A 22,268-nucleotide genomic window follows, 5' to 3' on the forward strand; every position below is an offset into this window, starting at 1 on the left:
TATTAGCATACTGGCTAATATTTTAGCTGCAAAACAATTATCAGAAAAAACAGGAAAAGGATTATCTAAAAGAGAAATTATTAATCAACAAAGAGAATTTGAGAGAGAGACAAAATGTAATAAAGTCTTTAATATGGATAGACAAGATCCTAACTTTCCAAAAGAATTTGCAAAATTTATAAAAAGATATAATAACTATTGTGATAAAAGTGGACAACCTAATAGAAAGGTAAAGCCTCTTAACGCTAATCCAACTTTAAAAGAAGTAGAAGAACTTAGTTTGAATATGGGTAGTGGAGGAGATAGTGGATATACTGGTAATGGTAATTCATTTATAGTAGCTGGTCTAGAATCTGGAGAAATTGTTTTACCAGATTTATATGGTTCAGCTATACAAGGTGCCATTAATCATGTAGGTATGTATGATTCAAGTAAATATTATAGTCTTTCATCTAAATGTTTTTTTACTGCTAATAATGACAAGAATAAAAATGGTTTAGGATATAGTTATGTAGGAGTAGGTTATGAATCTCCTAACTATTATAGAGATGCATTTGACCAAGTCTACTGTGCTTATGTTAAAAATCATGATAGTGATGAACTTAATGCATTAAATAAAGCAAAAAGTGAGGCAAATATTGGTGAAAAATATAGTGTTTTATCATTAAAATCAAATACAAGTAAATGGTATTGTTCAAAGGTTGCCTGGTATGGGTACAAATATGGGGCAAATGTAGATATTGACTGCAACGGAGGTTTATTTGTAAAACCTGTAGATATATATAAAGACTCAGATGTAGTTATCTGGAAACATTATGAATAGTATGTAATAATTAATAATTACATAATTTAGTACTATATTTAATATTTAGATCAACTCTTAAACCCTTAAGTCTTATACAAGACTAAGGGTTTTATTATATATGTTAAAAATTATTTCTTATTAATAAACAGCATTTTAAGATAATATTTAATAAAATTACAATTATAGACTAAATAATATGAATTGTTTAATTAATAAGTCTGAAATAATAGTAATAAAAAAATATAAATAATTAGATTAATTTAATATGAATGTTATATTCATGTAGACATTAAGTAAGAAATATGATAATATATTTTGTGGTAAAAAATATTTTGAAAATATATCAAATTATATGATATAATGGTAAATAAGGAAGTTATTTAAAAACTAATGCAACTGATGTAATATAATAAATAAACTGTAAAAAATATAAGGAGAAAAATATGGATTATAATGTATTAAATAATTTATTGAAGGTTATTCAAGAATCAAATTTACCTTATGTTGAAATTAAGACAGATGAACTTTATTTGAAAGCCAAAAATAATCAAGATTGTATTAAAGAAGAAAAAACTTATCTAACTGAAGGCAAAAAAGAAGATGCTTCTAAATATAATATATCAAGATGTCAAGATGAATGTGTAACAACTGAAATTCCTCAAAATATAGAAATTATCACATCACCTCTTGTAGGGAAAATTTCATTCACTAATCAAAATAACAAGCAATATATATCCGTAGGTAATAAAGTTAATAAAGGAGATATTGTATGTACTATTGAAGCCATGAAAATGGTAAATGAAATAGTAAGTAAATATACTGGAACAGTTGTAGATATACTTGTTAAGTCAGATGAATTAGTTGAGTATGGTAGGGAGTTGTTTGTGATACAAATTGATTAAGATAATTGAGGTGATAAAGTGTTCAAAAAAATATTAATAGCTAATAGAGGAGAAATAGCAGTCAGAGTTATTCGTGCATGTAAAGAAATGGGAATAAAAACCTTAGCCGTATATTCAGACATAGATAGAAACAGTCTGCATACCAAATTAGCTGATGAAACCATATGCATTGGTTCTGCAAATGCAAAAGAAAGTTATTTAAATACATATACTATATTATCAGCAGCAGTTCATAAAGGTGTTGATGCCATTCATCCAGGATATGGGTTTTTATCTGAAAATAGTCAATTTGCTAGGATGTGCGAAGAATGTAATATAACTTTCATTGGTCCATCCAGCAATACAATCGAATTAATGGGTAATAAAGTGAATGCTAGAAATATTGTAAGGCAGATGAACTGTCCTGTAATGAATGCAATAGAGAGTGTTAAGATAGACGAAATACATAATATAGATATTGAAAAAGAAATAGGTTATCCAGTTATTATAAAAGCTGTTTCAGGTGGTGGAGGAAGAGGTATTCGAGTTGTAAATAGTAAAGATGAACTCTATAATAATATTCTTAACGCTAAAACTGAAGCTGAAAATTATTTTGGTAATGCAGAGTTATATATTGAAAAATACATAAAGAATGCAAGGCATATAGAATTTCAGATATTAGCAGATAACTATGGAAATGTAGTTCATCTAGGAGAACGTGAATGTTCTATACAGCGAAAAAATCAAAAAATGATTGAAGAATGTCCTTCAAGCATCATAGATAATGATATGAGAAATACTATGGGGCAGCTTGCAATAGCCATTGCAAAACAAGTAAATTATTCTGGTGTTGGTACAGTAGAATTTCTGCTGGATGATAATATGAATTATTATTTCCTTGAAATGAATACCAGAATACAAGTTGAACATCCAGTAACGGAAATGGTTACAGGTATAGATTTGATCAAAGAGCAGATTAAAGCAGCTGCTGGATTGAGTTTGAACATCAAGCAAGAGGATATTTGTATAACTGGACATTCAGTTGAATGCAGGATAAATGCAGATGATGCAGAGAACAACTTCATACCTCAGACTGGAATTATAAAACGGCTTATATTACCAGGAGGTCCAGGAGTTAGAGTTGACTCTTCTGTATTTAATGACTATTATATATCCCATTATTACGATTCATTACTGGCAAAAATAATAGTTCATGGTAAAAATAGAGATGAAGCCATAAAAATAATGAAGAGAGCATTAAAAGAAACAGAAATCAAAGGGATAAAGAATAATATAGATTTTCAATACAATATTATTTGTTGTGCTGAATTTGAATCGGGAAAATATAATACTCAGATGATTAGTTAAGGAAAGGTGAGGATATGATTAAAAATAATATTGCCGAAAATTATATTAATGATATTAAAACCAATCAAAGTAAACCTAATAATGATTTGGAATTGCCTAATATATGGATAAAATGTAGTAACTGTAAAAAAATAATGTATTATATGACAGTAGACAATAATGATAAGGTATGTCCATATTGTAACAATCATTTAAGGTTAACAGCAGAGGAAAGAATAGACATGATTCTAGATAATGGATCATTTGAAGAATTTTGTGAAGAAATACCTAATGTTAATTATCTGGATTTTGAAGGTTATTCACAAAAGATAGATAGATTGCAGAAAGAACTAAACACAAGTGAGGCAGTAATAACTGGTAAAGGATCTATTAATAATAAAAAGATAGTTATATGTATTATGCAGAGTCAGTTTATGATGGGAAGTATGGGAGCTGTAGTAGGAGAAAAAATAATGCGTGCAATAGAAGCTGCAATAGAAGGTGAACTTCCTTTGATAATCTTCACTGCATCAGGAGGTGCCAGGATGCAAGAAGGCATGATATCTCTTATGCAGATGGCAAAAATAAGCGGTGGCTTAAGTAGGTTATCAAAGAGTGGACAACTCTATATTACTGTAATCACTGATCCTACAACAGGAGGCGTAACTGCAAGTTTTGCCATGCAGGGAGATATTATACTAAGCGAACCTAATGCGCTTATTGGTTTTGCAGGCAAAAGAGTAATAAAACAAACACTCAGAAAGGACTTACCAGAGGGCTTTCAGACAGCTGAATTTGTACTGGAACATGGATTTATTGATAGGATTGTCCATAGAAAAGAGTTAAAAGATATCTTAAGTAAAATATTAACTATGCATGGGAGATAATAGAATGAATGAGAATAATAATAATCTTACAGCTTGGGAAAAAGTTCAGCTTGCCAGATTATCTGAGAGACCTAATGCAGATGAATACATATATAACATATTAGATGATTTCCTTGAATTTCATGGTGATCGTTACTACGGTGATGATAAGTCAATAATTGGAGGAATAGGAGTTATAGATGGAATCAATGTAACTGTAATTGGACAATTAAAAGGAAAGACCTTAGAGGAAAATATAACTAGAAACTTTGGAATGACTATGCCGGAAGGTTACAGAAAATCTTTAAGATTAATAAAACAAGCTGAGAAGTTCAACAGGCCAGTCATATGTTTTGTAGATACACCAGGAGCTTATTGTGGTGTGGATGCTGAAGAAAGAGGACAAGGAGAAGCTATAGCGAGGAATTTAATAGAGCTTATGGATATATCAGTACCAATAGTTTCCATTGTCATAGGTGAAGGTGGTAGTGGTGGTGCACTGGCATTAAGTATAGCCGATAGAATACTGATGTTAGAGAATGCGGTATATTCTATTATATCACCAGAAGGTTTTGCTAGTATTCTATGGAAAGATAATACCAAAGCTGAAAAGGCGGCAGAAGTTATGAAAATCACAGCAGATGATTTATATGGATTAGGTATTATAGATGACGTTATAGAAGAACCAGCTGGAGGTGCACATTGCTCAAAAGAATATATTTTCAAGGAAATAAAGATTAGAATATTACAAGAGTTAAAGGAATTACTATCATTGGATAAAGAAGAATTATTACAAAAGCGATATAGTAAATATAGAGCTATAGGTAAAGCATGAAGGATAAGATAATAAATAGTATGAAAGGGTAAAATTGAATGAGCCAAACATATCAAATGGTTACCTTAAAACTTAGACATAATTATTTTAAAAATTATGTTTATATCATAATAGATAATGAAACTCGCTATGGAGCTATAATAGACCCTGCTTGGGAATTGGATGAAATAGAGAAAACAATTACTAAGTATCAAATAGAGCTCAAAAGTATTTTAATAACTCATGCACATTATGACCATATAAATTTAGTAAATCCTCTAGTTGATAAGTATGATGCAGATGTATATATATCAGCAGATGAATCAGAATGCTTTGGTTTTACTTGTAAGAATCAGATAAGAATAAGTGATAATCAAATATTGAAATTAGGCAATACATCAATTAAGTGTATGCTTACACCTGGGCATACTATAGGAAGTACCTGTTTCCTATGTTATCGGCATATATTTACTGGGGATACATTATTTAGTGAAGGATGTGGTTTATGTACATCCTATAGTGGTTCTGCTGAAAAGATGTATCATAGTATTCAAAAGATAAAAAAAGAAATACCAGGTAATATAAGAGTATATCCTGCTCATTCCTATGGATTCAAACCAGGACATACGTTAGATTATCTTAAGTACAATAACGTATATCTTATATTGGAAGATAAACAAACTTTCATAGATTTTAGAATGCGAAAAAACCAGAAAGATTTATTCAATTTCTGTTAATATAAAAAGTTGATTCCAGGTTATGCTGCTTGATTATAAGATACTAAATATTATAGAATGTATAAACAAGTATATGTACTACTAGTGGAGGTAATAATGAAATATACAGATATAACGACAGAGCTTGTTGAAAGCGATAAATCAATACCATTAACAATGAGTTTTTGTTCTTTAAAAAGCATTGATTATATAGAAGATGAGTTTATTAATACATATTTAAATATGAATGAAAAAGATTATTACAACAAATTAAAATATGATGCAAGAAAAATTTCTTTTCTATTGGGCAGAGTATCTTCCAAAAGAGCTATTGCATCTTACATGGATTGTAATGATTATCAAAGTATATCCATAGAAAAAGGAATATTCTGTAACCCCATTGTCAAATGTAATAATCATAACATCACTGTGACTATTACCCATACTAAACATATAGGGATGACTGCGGCTACAAAAGAATTTTATCCAATAGGGATAGATATTGAAGGAATTGACAAACATTATACAAAAGCAATAAAAACACAATTGACTGATAAAGAAATACAATTAGTAGAACAACATTCATTGGGAGCAGAAGTGGGATTTGTAACTCTATGGACTATAAAAGAGGCACTATCAAAAGTGTTGAGAATAGGGTTTTTAACATCTCTAAAAACATATGAAGTTGAACGTATAGAGGGTAATGATTATTGCATAAATGGTTATTACAAAAATTTTAAGATGTTCAAGTCTACAACTTATAAAATTGATAAATATTTAGTTACTATATGTTATCCATCTAAATGTGACTTAAAGCTTAATTATGAAACAGTATATAATGCAATAATAAATGATTTATAGTTATATAGGTGCATAAACTATATAGCTATGATTTATTATGCTGTGAATGTAAATTATTAGAGAGGAGCTAGAAAAATGAAAGTAGTATTTATGTTTTCCGGGCAGGGTTCTCAGTATTATAATATGGGATTGGATTTGTATAATAATAATACCATTTTTAAAAAGTATATGAATGAATTAGATCAAATAGTAATAGATAACATGGGAAAATCAATTATAGATGTTTTGTATAGATCAGGGTCTAAGAATCCTTTCGATAATGTATTATATACATCAGTAGCTATATTTATGGTTGAATATTCTTTAGCGAATCTGTTAATAGAAACTGGAATTAATCCAGATTATGTTATTGGATCTAGTATTGGGGAATATACATCAGCAGCAGTTTCCAATGTTATGAGTTATGATGATACTATTAGAGCTATATTAAAATTGTCACAATTAGTAAAAGACAATTGTAAGGAAGGTTCCATGTTAGCAGTTTTGGAAAACAGAAAAATATATGATGACATTCCTATATTAAAGAATAATTCAGAAATGGCTGCTGTGAATTTCGATTCACATTTTGTTTTATCTGGAAGTATAGAAGGTATCAATGAAATACAAAAATATCTAAAATCTCAGGAAATCGTATGTGCCAAGCTACCAGTTAGATATGCTTTTCACTCTTCTATGATGGATATAGTTGCAACAGGTTACAAGGATTATTTGCGTACCAGAATACTTAATAAGCCTCAAATCAACTATATATCTTGTGTAACAGGTGGTCATATAAAAGATATAAAAAACGATTATTATTGGGATACGGTCAGGAAACCAATACAATTCCAAAATGCTGTAAATAATTTAGATATTGATGAAGAGTACTATTTAATTGATGTAGGACCATCGGGAACTTTAGCTAACTTTAGTAAACGTATACATTCAAAAGGTATAAAACCAAATAATTTTCAGATAATGACACCTTTTTATAATGAGCTTAAGAATCTAGAAATGCTCACCAAATATTTTCCAAACGGAAGTAAACCATCCATTAAGATTTCTAGTTCAAATAACAATAATAAATTAACATATATGTTTCCAGGACAAGGATCTCAGGTAAAAGGTATGGGAGCAGGGTTATTTGAAGAATTTAGACAGCTTACGAATAAGGCAAGTGACATATTAGGGTATTCAATAGAAGAGCTATGTATTGAAGATTTAAATGACCTATTAAGCAGAACAGATTATACTCAACCAGCACTTTATGTTGTTACTGCAATGTCATATCTTAAGAAAATAAAAGAGACAGGACAAAAACCTGACTTTGTAATTGGACATAGCTTAGGAGAATATGTAGCTCTATTTGCAGCAGGTGCTTATGATTTTGAGACAGGATTAAATATTGTGAAAAAAAGAGGAGAATTAATGAATCGAGCTACTGGCGGAGGTATGGCCGCAGTGATTGGTTTAACTAGTGAAGAGGTTGAAAAAGTACTAATAGATAATAAACTTAACACTATAGATATAGCTAATCTAAATTCTATGAAACAAATTGTAATATCAGGAATGAAAACAGATATAGAAAAAGCAGAAGAAATATTTTCTAGTGTTGAAGGAACAATGATGTTCATACCTCTAAAAACAAGTGGTGCATTCCATTCAAGATATATGGAGGATGCTAGAAAAGAATTTGAAGATTATCTCTATAATATATCCTTCTCGAATTTAGAGATACCTGTTATCTCAAATGTTAATGCTAGGGAATACACTCAAAGGGATATTAAAACTAATCTAATAGAACAGATAAATCATTCAGTTAGATGGGAAGAGAGTATTAGGTATCTAATTGGATTTGGTAAGATGGAGTTTGAAGAGATAGGACCTGGTAATGTGTTAACAAAATTAGTTCAAAGAATAAAAAGAGAAAGTAAATAATATTTTAATGAATAGGTGAGGAGAATGAATATGAGTAGAAATGAAATATTAGAAATTGTAAAAGAGAATGTTATAGAAGTACTTCCTGATTTAGAAGAGCATGTATTCAAAGATGATGATAAATTAGTTGATCTAGGAGCTAATTCTATAGACCGTGCAGAAATAGTTATGATGACAATGGAATCTCTATCCCTGCAAATTCCAAGAGTAGAACTTTCAGGGGTAAAAAATATTGGAGAGCTAGTTGATACATTCTATAAAAAACTTAATGAAAACTAGGCATTAGGAATTAATTAAAGATGTTTATTTAGAGTTATGTACATAATTGAAGGAGATATAATATGGTTTCTGTAGGAATTGAATCAATGAATGTTTTTGGCGGAATAACATATCTAGATGTAATTGAACTGGGAAAATACCGAGATATAGATACCTCTACATTTAAAAAATTACTTATTAAAGAAAAGACAGTACCTCTTCCTTGTGAAGATCCTGTCACTAATGGAGTTAATGCAGCTAAACCATTGGTGGATACCATGTCACAGGCAGATAAAGATAGGATAGAATTATTGATTACTTGCTCAGAATCAGGAATAGACTTTGGAAAATCAATGAGTACATATATTCATTATTATTTAGGGTTAAATCGTAACTGCCGTTTATTTGAAATGAAAAATGCATGTTATTCTGGTACTGCTGGACTTCAGATGGCTGTTAATTTCATACTATCACAGGTTTCTCCGGGTGCAAAGGCACTGGTTATAATAACTGATACATCTAGGTTTATGGTAGAAGATGGCGGTAAAAATCTAAACATGGATTGGGAGTTTTTTGAACCAACCTCTGGAGCAGGTGCAGCAGCAATCTTGGTAAGTGAAACACCTCAAGTATTTCAAATAGATGTAGGAGCTAATGGATATTATGGTTACGAGGTTATGGATACATGTCGTCCAACTCCTGATGGTGAAGCTGGTGATGCTGACTTAGGTTTAATGTCATATCTAGATTGTTGTGAGCAATCATTCTTAAAATATAAGGAAAGAGTTGTAGATGCAGATTATCATGATACATTTGGGTATCTTGCCTGTCATACACCTTTTGGAGGAATGGTGAAGACAGCACACAAAACAATGATGAGAAAGTTGTATAGAGCGAAAACTCCTGAAATAGAAGGAGATTTTAAACAACGTGTAGAACCAGGACTTAAGTATTGTCAAAAAGTTGGTAATATAATGGGAGCTTCTATATTTATGGCTTTAGCAAGCATCATTGATAATGGACAATTTGATATTCCAAAAAGGATTGGCTGTTTTTCATATGGTTCTGGGTGTTGTTCAGAATTCTACAGCGGAGTAGTCACGAAACAAGGTCAAGAAAGACTACTACGTTTTAATATAGAGCAGAAATTAGACAATCGTTATAAATTATCTATGGGTGAATATGAGAAATTATTGGTGTACAGCAGTAAAGTGAAATTTGGAGTAAGAAATATTAAAGTAGACTTTGATTTATTCCCTAATATAACGGATTTTTGCCAAGGAAAACTTATATTAGATGAGATTAAAGAATTTCATAGGGAATATAAATGGGTCTAAAAAATTGGGTATTGTATTAAAAGCAGGAGGATTAATGGATGTATACTATTGAAAATCATAATAAAGAAGACATTGTTATTACTGGATGTGGTGTGACTTCTGCTGGCTCACAAGGGAAAAAACAATTTACATCAGTATTGTTGAATGGCAAGAATAATTTTGGAGTAATGGCAAGACCTGGAAGACAGAAAGATAGTTCTTATATAGGAGCAGAGATACCGTCCTTAGTTTATCCAGAGCATATATCAAAAAAAACTATAAGAACGGCTTCTTTTTCTGGTAAAGCTGCAATGGTGACCATTGATGAGGCTTGGAATGAAGCAAAATTGAACTTAGTGGATTCTGAAAGGATAGGACTTATTATAGGAGGCTCTAATTTTCAACAGAGAGAATTAATGACTAAGTATGAAAAATATTACGGCAATACTTATTTTATACCACCAACTTATGCATTATCTTATATGGATAGTGATGTATGTGGATTTTGTACAGAACAGTATGGGATAAATGGGTTAGCATATACAGTAGGAGGGGCTTCTGCTAGTGGACAAGTAGCAATTCTTCAGGCAATACAAGCTGTTCAATCTGGACAAGTTGACGTTTGTATTGCTTTAGGAGCCTTGATGGACTTATCTTATTTGGAATGTCAGGCATTTCGTTCTTTAGGAGCAATGGGAACAGAGCTTTATAAAGAAGAACCTGAAAGATCCAGCCGACCATTTGACAGGGATAGGGATGGTTTTATTTTTGGTGAGAGTTGTGGAGCAGTAGTGATTGAAAAATTAAACACTGCTATAGAGCGTCATCTAAAGCCATACGCTTCAATTACTGGATGGTCTATGGTAATAGATGGGAATAGAAATCCTAATCCTTCCTATGATGGTGAAGTTAGAGCAATAAAAGAAGCATTACAAAAAGCTGATTTAGAACCAGGAGCAATTGATTATATTAATCCTCATGGGACAGGTTCTATCATAGGAGATGAAACAGAAATCAGGGCAATTCATGCTTGCAAGCTTAACCATGCTTTTATTAATGCAACTAAATCTGTTATTGGACATGGGTTAAGTGCAGCTGGTACTGTTGAAGTTATCGCTACATTGATGCAGATGAAAGAAGGCAGGCTTCATCCGACTAGAAACTTAGAAAACCCCATAGATTCAACTTTAAACTGGGTCAGACAGGAATCTATACCACATTGTATACAAAATGCAATAAATATTAGTATAGGATTCGGAGGCGTTAACACTGCACTATGTTTACAAAGGATACAATAATAATAGTACAAGGAGGACAAATAAAATGCTTAGTGTTGGAATAGAAGCAATAAATGTATTTGGTGGTACAACATATTTAGATGTAATGAATTTAGCCAAATACCGTAATCTAGATATTCCTAGATTAGAAAATTTATTAATGAAAGAGAAAACAGTGGCTCTTCCTTATGAAGACCCTGTGACGTTTGGGGTAAATGCTGCAAAACCAATAATAGATTCCCTTACTGAAGAAGAGAAAAACAGTATAGAACTTTTAATTACTTGTACAGAATCAGGTATAGATTTCGGGAAATCAATGAGTACATATATACATGAGTATCTAGGATTAAATCGTAATTGTCGTATGTTTGAATTAAAAGGAGCTTGTTATTCTGGTACTGCTGGATTTCAGATGGCAGTTAATTTTATTTTATCTCAAGTATCTCCTGGGGCAAAGGCTTTAGTAATTGCTTCAGATATATCTAGATTCATGGTAGCACCGGGAGGAGAAGCATTAACTGAGGACTGGTCTTTCGCAGAACCAAGTTCTGGTGCAGGTGCAGCGGCTATATTAGTTAGTGATAATCCTCATGTATTTCAGGTAGATGTTGGCGCTAATGGATATTATGGTTATGAGGTTATGGATACATGCAGACCTATACCAGATAGTGAAGCAGGTGATGCAGATATCTCATTGTTATCTTATCTAGACTGCTGTGAACAAGCGTTATTGGAGTATAAAAAGAGGGTAGCAGAAGTTGATTACAAAAGTACATTCCAATATCTTGTTTTCCACACACCTTTTGGAGGTATGGTGAAAGGTGCTCACCGTACTATGATGAGAAAAATGATGAAAGCAAAACAATCAGAGATCAATATAGATTTTGATGAACGTGTAATGCCAGGACTAACTTATTGTCAAAGGGTCGGGAATATAATGGGCGGAACTATATTTATGGCATTAGCAAGCACTATTGATAATGGCCAATTTGGTTCAAATAAAAGACTAGGATGCTTTTCATATGGTTCTGGATGTTGTTCAGAGTTCTACAGTGGAATTGTAACAAAAAAAGGTCAAGAATTACAACGTCGTTTTAAGATAAAGGAACAATTGGATAATCGTTATGAATTAACTATAGACGAATATGAAAGTCTATTGAAAGGAAGCAGTGCTGTAAAATTCGGTACTAGAAATACAAAACTGGATTTGAATATGATTCCAGGTGTAGTGAAAGCATCTCAAGGGAAAGAACGCTTATTTTTATCAGAGATAAAAGAATATCATAGAAAATATAGGTGGGTATAATGAATTATAAAACTATTATACCAGAATACAAAAACAATGTTTGCTATATACAAATAAATAGACCTGAGGCTAACAATAGCATCAATGATATTCTTATAGAAGAATGTACAAGAGTTCTTGACCTGTGTGACGAAAATATCAAGATTGTAGTGATTAAAGGATTAGAAGATGTATTTTGTCTTGGAGCAGATTTTAATGAAATTCATGCCAATATATCAAAAGGCAATTATAGTAATCAAAGTCCAGAACCACTATATAATCTTTGGTTAAAATTAGCTACTGGACCTTATATAACTATAGCTTATGTAAGAGGGAAGGCAAATGCAGGAGGAGTAGGGTTTGTCGCAGCTTGTGATATGGTGATTGCAGACGAGACTGCACAGTTTGGTCTCTCAGAATTACTATTTGGATTGTTTCCAGCATGTGTTCTACCTTTTTTGATTCGTAAAATTGGATTCCAAAAAGCTCATTACATGACATTGATGACAAAACCAATAAGTGTTAGTCAGGCTCATTCGTTGGGGTTAGTTGATGTATATGACAAAAGAAGCGAATCACTGCTTCAGAAGCATTTATTACGCCTGAAATGTATATCAAAAACTGCAATAATAAAATATAAGAGATATGTTAACTCATTGAATGATATTCTAACTAAGTCAAAATCATTAGCAGTAGAAGCTAACGAAGAAATATTTTCTGATAGAGATAATATCAATGGAATTTTTAGATATGTTGATGAAGGAAAATTCCCATGGGAAAATTAATAGAAAGGGGCATATTATGACAGAATCAGTAGTTACCATAGAAGAAATTGAATCAGATATAGTTAAGGTAACAATGCAGGATCGAGTAAATAAGAATACTTTTTCAGATGAATTAGTTTCTGGTGTTAAGAAGGCATTTAAAATGATTGATTCCAATTCAGAATATAAGGTTGTTATTCTGACTGGATATGATAATTATTTTTCTTCAGGTGGTACAAAGGAAGGTTTATTAGCAATATATGAAGGAAAACAGAAGTTCACTAAACTAGACATTTATAATCTTCCATTGGATTGCAGAATTCCTGTTATATCCGCTATGCAGGGGCATGGAATCGGCGGTGGATTTATTATGGGACTATTTGCTGATTTTGTTATTTTAAGCAGAGAAAGTGTATATACAGCTAATTTCATGAAATATGGATTTACACCTGGAACAGGTGCTACATATATCTTAGAAAAAAAATTAGGAATTAGTTTAGCAGAGGAAATGTTGTTAAGTGCAAATAATTATCGTGGAGCAGAACTTGAGAAAAAAGGAATAACTTTTCCAGTACTTCCACGTGCTGATGTTGGAGATTATGCTCTTGAATTAGCTAGACAGGTAGCCGAGAAGCCTAGATTGTCGTTAATTACTCTAAAAGATCATTTAGTTAGAAAAATGAGAAAAGAATTACCAGAAGTTATCCAGCAGGAAGTAATAATGCATGAAAAGACATTTTTCCAAGAAGAGGTAAAAGAACGGATAAATGAACTATTCGGAAAGTAAGAGAAGGGAGGAGTAAATCATGAATTCAAAAGACATTTTTTCAGCACTGAAATTAAAACAAATAACACCTGAAGAAGCTAAGATACAACTTGCTAAAATGATGGAAACGTCTTCAAAAATAGATACAGAACTCCTTTCATCAGAAGAAACTAACAAAGATACAGAAACACTTTATGATGATGAAAAAATAGCTATTATTGGAATGGCAGGTAGATATCCCGATGCAAATGGATTAGATGAGTATTGGCAGAATCTAAGTAAAGGGAAAAACTGTGTACATGAAATTCCAAGTGACCGCTTTAATGTAGATGATTACTACGATTGGGATATGAATAAAAAAGGAAAAATGTATTGTAAATGGATGGGTTCATTAGATAACATTAAAAATTTCGACGCATCCTTTTTTAATATTTCCTCACAAGAAGCCAAGATGATGGATCCACAGCATCGTATATTTCTTCAGGAGGGATATAAAGCTTTTGAAAATGCAGGTTACAGCCGTCAGCTATTGGCAAATAGAAAATGCGGTGTATACCTTGGTATAGGTAATAGTGAATACACTAAGATATTATCTGAAAATGATGTAGAAGTTATTAATTCAACAGGCAACAACTCTGCTATTGCAGCGGCTCGTATAGCTTATTATCTTAATCTTAGAGGTCCAGCTATATCAATTGATACAGCTTGCTCTTCATCATTAGTAGCAACTCATATAGCATGTCAATCATTATTGAATGGTGAAATTGATATGGCTTTGGTAGGTGGTGTAAGTTTATATTTAACACCTGATAGATATATTAGTATGTGTTCTGAAAAAATGTTATCTCCAGACGGTAAGTGTAAGGCATTTGATAATAATGCTAATGGTTTTGTGCCTGGTGAAGGTGTAGGAGCTTTAGTACTAAAAAGACTAAAAGATGCTCAAAGAGATAACGACTTCATACATGGTCTGATAATTGGGTCAGGTATTAATCAAAACGGTAATACAAATGGTATAACTGCTCCATGCAAAAGCAGTCAGATAGAGCTGGAGAAGGATATATACAATAAATATAAAATAGATCCTGAGACCATAGGATATGCGGAGATGCATGGTACAGGAACCAAATTAGGGGACCTTATAGAATTAGATGCACTGAAAACAGTTTTTAGGCAAAGTACTAATCAAAAACAGTATTGTGCAATTGGTTCTGTGAAAAGCAACATAGGTCATACTTCAGCAGTGTCTGGAACTGCAAGTCTTCAAAAAGTACTCCTTTGTTTGAAACATCAGACATTAGTTCCAACACTTAATTGTAAAGAAGCAAATGAACAATTCGACTTTGAAAACTCCCCTTTTTACATCAATAAAGATTTAAAATCATGGGTGCCCCATAAAAGTATGCCGCGAAGAGCTTGTGTAAGTTCACTAGGATTCAGTGGAAGTAATGCACATATTGTTTTAGAAGAATATAGGTCTAGATTAGGCATAGAATCAGATGAAGATAGTAGAGATATAAGAACATCAAAACTATTTGTTTTATCTGCCAAAAGCGATGCCCAACTTAAAGAATATGCTGAAAAAATGATAGATTTTATTGAGTCAACTAATAAACAGTTATCATTAGCAGATATGATATATACTTTGCAAGTAGGTAGAGAAGTAATGAACTGTAGATTGGCATATGTAACTGATTCAAAAGAATCTTTGATAAAAGTATTGAAGGATTTTATTAACAACAAAATAGAAACTGATGTATTTACTAATATAATGAAAGAAGATAAAAATAATATAACTGATAACTGTAATTATGAAGAGAAGAAAGAGTTATATATACATAATAAGGATTTACAAGGATTAGCAAGATTATGGGTAGAAGGTATAGATGTAAATTGGAATAGGTTATATAAGGATGGAAAACCTCATAAAATAAGCCTTCCAACGTATCCTTTTGCTAAAAAATATATTTGGGTTGATGGTGATAAGACTCCTAATAACGAAAATGATGCTAAAATTAATGATTTTGTAGTTTCTGAAGATAAACAAATTATAAAAGAAGTATATAGATACGATGAACCTTTTTTATACGACCATATGGTTGACCATGAGCCTGTACTTATTGGTATGACTCACGCAAGTCTTGGTATAAATGAATTTTTCAATACATTTATCAGTGAAAATTGTGTGCATCTTCATAAACTTAATTTTATAAAGCCTATTGCAGTTAAGAAAGGTCAAGAAGTAGAAGTTGGTATCAACAGCATAAAAGGAGCAGAATCAATAGATTTTGAAGCAGTATTTCGATATAACTCAGCTGATAATTGGGATTTGACTGCAACAGGAACTCTAAGAAAGACTTCTTTCAAAAAGAAAATAATAGATATAAATAGTTTAATCAGCACATTAAATGAAGTCGAACATTTTGACAATATGTATACTGACAATCCAGTTATCAAACTTGGGGATACCTTCAAAAACATAACTAATGTTTACAGTGGACAAGACAAAGTTCTTGCCAAGGTATCCTTAGATAAGACTTCACGAAAAGAAAATCATACTTATGTTCTGAATCCTTTAATAATATATACTGGATTCCAAACAGTAATTCCTTTAGTAAAACAAGTATTTCCGGAGGATGGGTTTTTACCATTTGGCATAAAAGAAATTTACTTTCAAAAGACTGAAGAATTAGAAGAGTTATGGGTATTTGTGAAATTACAACATTATTCAGAAGAGATGATGGTTTTTGATACAGATATAATCAATAATCAGGGACAAATTACTGCAAGATTTGTAGGCTGTACTATTAAACGTATGAGGTATGCTGAAAAAACAGCTATAGTAAAAAAAGAAAAGGAATCAACAGAAATTAAAAGTTTACATAAATCTGAGAGTGTATTATACCCAAATATAAGATTAAGTAAAATTCAAAATTACCTTATAAATAAACTATACAAAATTACTCATAGTAAAATAGATTCTAAGAGATTAGACATGAATTTAATGGATTTGGGTGTTGATTCTGTCCAACTGATTAGGTTAACTAATGAAATAGAGAAGGAAACCCAAATTGATTTAAATCCATCACTATTTTTTGAATATCCTAATATCAAAGAATTAACTAAGTTCTTTGCAAAAGAGCATCAAGAAGCATTTATTAAACTGCTGGGCGGGGATAGTCAAGATATAAATAAACATATAGAAAAAAGCAAAACCAGAACGATAGATAGAATATCTATAGAGACTGTAAAAAAAGAAGTTAAATATAATAAAGAGAATATATCACAAAATATATCTAATGAAGAAAAGAAAGATATTGCTGTCATTGGGATTAACGGTATGTTTGCTGGTGCTTCAGATGTAGATGAATTCTGGGATAATCTTATAAACAAAAAAGATGTTATAACAGAGATTCCCATTGACCATTGGGATTATAGGGCTTGGTATGACGAAAATCCACAATCAGAAAATAAAACATATTGTAAATGGGGTGGATTTATTGAGAATGTTGATAAATTCGATGCTGATTTTTTCAACATTTCTCCTCGTGAAGCTGAATGGATCGACCCTCAACTGAGATTGCTTCTACAAAATATTTATGCTACAGGAGAAGATGCAGGTTACATTAACAAATTAAAAGGGACAGATACAGGAGTTTTTATCGGTGTATGCAGTCATGACTATATGGACGTGATCAATGAAAATAATCTATCTATGGATCCATATGTTGGAACAGGTAATTCACAAACCATAATAGCTAATAGAGTATCCTATTTCTTCAATCTAAAAGGTCCCAGTATTGCCATAGATACTGCATGTTCATCATCATTGTTTGCACTTCACTCCGCTTGTCATGCATTAAGAAACGGAGAATGCAGTATGGCTTTTGTAGGAGGAGTGAATTTACTGCTGTCATCATGGCATTACCGTTATTTTAGTAGTATTGGAGCTTTATCTCCTACAGGAAGATGCCATACATTTGATGAAGCAGCAGATGGTTATATTCCTGGGGAATGCGTTGCTAGTATCCTTCTAAAACCATTGGAACAAGCTAAAAGAGATGGTGATAGGATATATGCAGTTGTTAAAGGGTCAGCAGCATTACATGGAGGTTATACACCATCCATAACAGCACCTAGTGTTGAGGGCGAAGAAAATGTTATGATAAAAGCTTGGAAAGATGCTGGAATAGAACCTGAAACCATAAGTTATATAGAAGCTCACGGAACTGGTACAAAACTAGGTGATCCAATAGAACTGAACAGCTTAATGAAAGCTTTCAAAAGATTTACTCATAAGGAGAGATTCTGTGCTGTAGGGTCTTGTAAAGCAAATATTGGACATACTGAGGGAGCTGCTGGTATAGCAGGGATAATAAAAGTAATACTACAAATGAAAAATAATCAAATACCGGTATTACCAAAATTCAAGAAACTTAATCCTTATATTAATCTGGATAATTCAGCTATTTATATTAATAATCATGAGGAAGAGTGGAAGAATGAAAATGGACTACCAAGACGAGCTGGTATAAGTTCATTTGGAATGTCAGGAGCATATGCACATGTTGTAATGGAAGAATATATAACTGAAAAATCACCCGCTTATGTAGAGGATTTATCTTACCAGTCAGCTGTTATTATGCTTACAGCAAAAAATGAAGAGCGACTATATGATAAAGTTGAACAATTATTAAGAGTTCTTAGACATAAAAAATTCAATGATTCAGATTTAATTAATATATCATATACATTATCCACAAAAAGAGAAATGATGAATGAACGGTTGGGGATAATAACAAACTCCATTAAAGAACTAGAAGAAAAGCTGGTTCAGGTTATGGAACATAAAAGTAATATAGAAGATATTTATAGAGGAGCAATAAGTGATAGAAATGAGATAATGACTTTATTTGAAGAGGATGAAGATACAAAAATAATGATTGATTCTTGGATAATGAAGAAGAAATATAAAAAACTTCTAAGTCTATGGGTAATGGGAGCAGATTTTGACTTAGAAAGGCTGTATGCTGATACAAAACCTCAATTAGTAAGTCTACCAACGTATCCATTTGCAAAAGAACGTTATTGGATACCAATAGAACAAGAATTATTAAGTACTAAAGACGTACATATTTCAACTTCATTCATTCATCCTCTTGTTCATAGTAATACTTCAGATTTATCTGAACAAAGGTTCAGTACTATTTTTACTGGCAATGAATTTTACCTAATGGACCATAAAGTCAATAAGCAAAAAGTATTACCTGGTGTTGCTTATTTAGAGATGGTTAATATCGCTGCTAATCAGGCAATATCTTCTATTGATAAAGATAGTAGGATTTGTATTGAAAACGTAGTATGGATGAGACCGATAATTATAGAAAATGATAAGGTACAAGTACATATTGGAGTTTATCCAAAAGATAATGGTGAAATCACATATGAAGTTTATGGCTGCTCAGAGGAAAAATCAGAAAACTGCCGTATAGTATATAGTCGAGGAGACATTGTAATACGTAATATTATTGAAATTAATAATATAGATTTGCAAGAATTAAAAGATAAATGTAATAAAAATATTATCTCAAACACCATGTGTTATGACACATTCAGTAGTATGGGAATGGATTATGGTCCAAGCTATCGAGGTGTTGAAAAGATATATGCTGGAAATAAGCAGGTAATAGCTAAACTATCATTACCAGATACAGTTCGTAATACAGAAAGTAAATTTATATTGCATCCTAGTTTAATGGATTCAGCATTACAATCATCTATAGCTTTTATGATAGAAAATGGGGATTCCAACGTGAGAAAAGCAGTGATGCCATTTGCACTAGAAGAGATTGAGATTTTACATAAAACAGAACAAGAGATGTGGGCTGTACTTAGATATAGTGACGATATTTCACATCAAGGCATTAATAAGTTTGATATACAGTTATGTGATATTAACGGTAGAATCTGTGTGAGTATGAAAGGTGTTTCATGCCGAGTAGTGGAAAAAGAAGATTCAAAACAACCATTAATGGGAGAAACTATGTTAGTTCCAGTATGGGATACTATCAAGATTAAAAAGAAAAAAATATTGCCAGTAGATCAAGGGCAAGTGGTTATCATTAGTGGGGATAAAAATATTAGGGATGAAATTCTTTGTTGTTATCCAAAAGCAGGAACAATTGATAATCAAGGAGAGTCCACTGTCCAGTACCTGCAAAAAAAATTAGATTCATATGATTCTATTAAACATATTATATGGATTGCACCTAATAATGAAGATTCTATAGAAGGAGAATCATTAATATTAGATCAGAAAAAAGGAGTCATTCAATTATTTAGAACTATAAAGGCACTAATCAATCTAGGATATGAGCAAGAAGAATTAAGATGGACCGTAATAACAACTAAAACCCAGCCCATTCATAAAAATGATGTAGTCAACCCTACACATGGAGGCGTTTATGGACTAATTGGTTCATTAGCAAAAGAATACTCTAATTGGAATATACAAGTGATGGATTTACAAGAAAATAATGATATACCTATTAATGAAATCTTTTCACTACCAATGATAACTAAACAGGATGTATTAGTAAATCGTAATAGAGAATGGTATAGACAAAAATTAGTTCCCTTAAAAGATGTGAAGATAAATGAATCAAAGTATAAGAATAAGGGAGTGTATGTTGTCATTGGAGGAGCTGGAGGAATTGGTGAAGTATGGAGTGAATATGTAATACGAAATTATAAGGCTCAGGTGATATGGATAGGTAGACGTAAGAAAAATGAGAATATCCAATCAAAGATTGATAGATTGAGTAAGCTTGGTGATGAACCACACTATATTTCAGCAGATGCTAGAAACAAAAATGAATTAATTAATGCCTACAATGAAATTAAAACCAAGTACTCGCAAATTAATGGTATTGTACATGCTGCTATAGCTTTGCAGGACCAAACTTTAGTTAATATGGATGAAGCTCAATTTATGGATACTATATCTGCAAAAATTGATATTAGTGTACGTATGGCACAAGTATTTAAGAAAGAAAAACTTGATTTTGTAATGTTTTTCTCATCAATGATCTCATTCATAAAATCAGCAGGACAGAGTAACTATGCTTCAGGGTGTACATTCAAAGATATATTTGCGCATCAGCTCTCTCTAGCATGGCAATGTGAGGTCAAGGTTATAAATTGGGGATATTGGGGCAGTGTTGGTGTTGTTGCTTCAGAAGAATACCAAAAACGTATGGCAAGATTAGGTATAGATTCCATTGAGCCTCCAGAGGCAATGAAGACATTGGAAATACTACTTAGCAATGAAGTCGATCAGATAGGATTTGTTAAAACAACTAAACCATTAGAGATGGATGTTGATACTAGAGAAGCTGTCACTATACTTGATAATAATCTCTCAACATCAATAGATGGATTAAGAGATAAAATTGAAAATACTATCTGTGACCCTGAGGATATGCTAAGCATGGATGATTATACTATTACAGCTGAACATCTAAAGGAAATGGATAATATTTTATGTAAACTACTATTAGGTCAACTACAATCAATAAATATATTTAGTAGAGATAATATAGATATGTCACAATTAAAAAATGAATTAGAGTTAAGTATTATCTATGAAAAATGGTTAGCAGAAAGCTTTGCACTCTTAGAACGTAAAAATTATATTAATTATGATAAGAGTTCAGGGAAAATAATTAATGTAACAAAAATAGATTTAGATAATATGTGGGAAGAATGGGACAGCCAAAAAGTCTTATGGTTAGAAGATCCTAATCTAGAAGCACGTGTAATTTTAGTAGAAACCATGTTAAGGAATCTACCACAGATTTTATCAGGTGAAGTAAAGGCTACAGATAAAATGTTCCCCGATTCATCCATGAAATTAGTTGAAGGTGTTTATAAAAATAATTTTGCTGTGGATTATTTCAATGAGGTGTTAGCTGATTCAGTAGTCAGATATTTAGAAGATAGAATCAATCAGCTTCCTTCTGCAAAAATCAGAATTATGGAAATTGGTGCTGGGACGGGAGGAACAACTAGGGTAATCCTTAATAAATTGAAGAAATATGAACAGTATATTAGGGAATATTGTTATACAGATATTTCAAAAGCCTTTTTATTACATGCAGAAAAAGAATATGGCTCTGATAACCCTTATTTGACTTATCAGCTATTTAATGTTGAACAATCTCCATTTGAACAGGACATAAGTATAGGACAATATGACATTGTAATTGCTGCCAATGTTTTACATGCTACTAAGGATATTAGAGTAACTCTAAGAAATGCAAAAGCTGTTTTACATAAAGATGGGTTAATAATACTCAATGAGTTAGCTAAGAATTCTGTATTTGCTCATCTAACA

General features: G+C 31.7%; 13 protein-coding genes and 1 pseudogene. All 14 read left to right on the plus strand.

Annotated elements, in window-relative coordinates; genetic code table 11:
- Positions 1-823: hypothetical protein (locus AACQ14_RS21510; protein WP_339365630.1), on the plus strand; the 823-nt coding region annotated here is incomplete at its 5' end.
- Between the two features lie 425 nt (positions 824-1,248).
- A complete protein-coding gene (locus AACQ14_RS21515) occupies positions 1,249-1,707 on the plus strand; it encodes an acetyl-CoA carboxylase biotin carboxyl carrier protein (RefSeq protein WP_339365631.1) in 459 nt (152 codons plus the stop codon).
- Between the two features lie 18 nt (positions 1,708-1,725).
- A complete protein-coding gene (accC, locus tag AACQ14_RS21520) occupies positions 1,726-3,054 on the plus strand; it encodes an acetyl-CoA carboxylase biotin carboxylase subunit (RefSeq protein ID WP_339365632.1) in 1,329 nt (442 codons plus the stop codon).
- A gap of 14 nt (positions 3,055-3,068) precedes the next feature.
- Positions 3,069-4,734: pseudogene (locus AACQ14_RS24920) on the plus strand (acetyl-CoA carboxylase carboxyltransferase subunit alpha).
- Between the two features lie 38 nt (positions 4,735-4,772).
- Complete coding sequence (locus tag AACQ14_RS21535) at positions 4,773-5,450, plus strand: MBL fold metallo-hydrolase (RefSeq protein WP_339365635.1); 678 nt, start codon at positions 4,773-4,775, stop codon at positions 5,448-5,450.
- Positions 5,451-5,546: 96 nt separating this feature from the next.
- Entirely contained in the window at positions 5,547-6,290 is a 744-nt protein-coding gene (locus AACQ14_RS21540) for a 4'-phosphopantetheinyl transferase family protein (RefSeq protein ID WP_339365636.1), read from the plus strand.
- 75 nt (positions 6,291-6,365) lie between these two features.
- On the plus strand, positions 6,366-8,207 hold the full coding sequence (gene fabD, locus AACQ14_RS21545) for an ACP S-malonyltransferase (RefSeq protein WP_339365637.1): 1,842 nt from the start codon (positions 6,366-6,368) through the stop codon (positions 8,205-8,207).
- Positions 8,208-8,237: 30 nt separating this feature from the next.
- Positions 8,238-8,486 carry an acyl carrier protein gene (locus AACQ14_RS21550; RefSeq protein WP_339365638.1) on the plus strand — a complete coding sequence of 83 codons (249 nt, stop codon included), beginning with the start codon at positions 8,238-8,240 and terminating at the stop codon, positions 8,484-8,486.
- A gap of 62 nt (positions 8,487-8,548) precedes the next feature.
- On the plus strand, positions 8,549-9,802 hold the full coding sequence (locus tag AACQ14_RS21555) for a hydroxymethylglutaryl-CoA synthase family protein (RefSeq protein WP_339365639.1): 1,254 nt from the start codon (positions 8,549-8,551) through the stop codon (positions 9,800-9,802).
- A gap of 38 nt (positions 9,803-9,840) precedes the next feature.
- Complete coding sequence (locus tag AACQ14_RS21560; protein ID WP_339365640.1) at positions 9,841-11,079, plus strand: beta-ketoacyl synthase N-terminal-like domain-containing protein; 1,239 nt, start codon at positions 9,841-9,843, stop codon at positions 11,077-11,079.
- Positions 11,080-11,104: 25 nt separating this feature from the next.
- The gene (locus AACQ14_RS21565; RefSeq protein WP_339365641.1) at positions 11,105-12,364 is read left to right on the plus strand and encodes a hydroxymethylglutaryl-CoA synthase family protein; all 1,260 of its coding nucleotides are present in this window, start codon (positions 11,105-11,107) and stop codon (positions 12,362-12,364) included.
- The gene (locus tag AACQ14_RS21570; RefSeq protein WP_339365642.1) at positions 12,364-13,128 is read left to right on the plus strand and encodes an enoyl-CoA hydratase/isomerase; all 765 of its coding nucleotides are present in this window, start codon (positions 12,364-12,366) and stop codon (positions 13,126-13,128) included. The genes AACQ14_RS21565 and AACQ14_RS21570 overlap by 1 nt, the downstream gene beginning before the upstream one ends.
- Before the next feature lie 16 nt (positions 13,129-13,144).
- On the plus strand, positions 13,145-13,894 hold the full coding sequence (locus tag AACQ14_RS21575) for a polyketide synthase (protein ID WP_339365643.1): 750 nt from the start codon (positions 13,145-13,147) through the stop codon (positions 13,892-13,894).
- A 19-nt stretch (positions 13,895-13,913) separates the two neighbouring features.
- The coding region (locus AACQ14_RS21580) for an SDR family NAD(P)-dependent oxidoreductase (RefSeq protein ID WP_339365644.1) at positions 13,914-22,268 on the plus strand (8,355 nt) is incomplete at its 3' end.

Source organism: Vallitalea maricola, assembly GCF_036985595.1.
Lineage (GTDB): Bacteria > Bacillota > Clostridia > Lachnospirales > Vallitaleaceae > Vallitalea > Vallitalea maricola.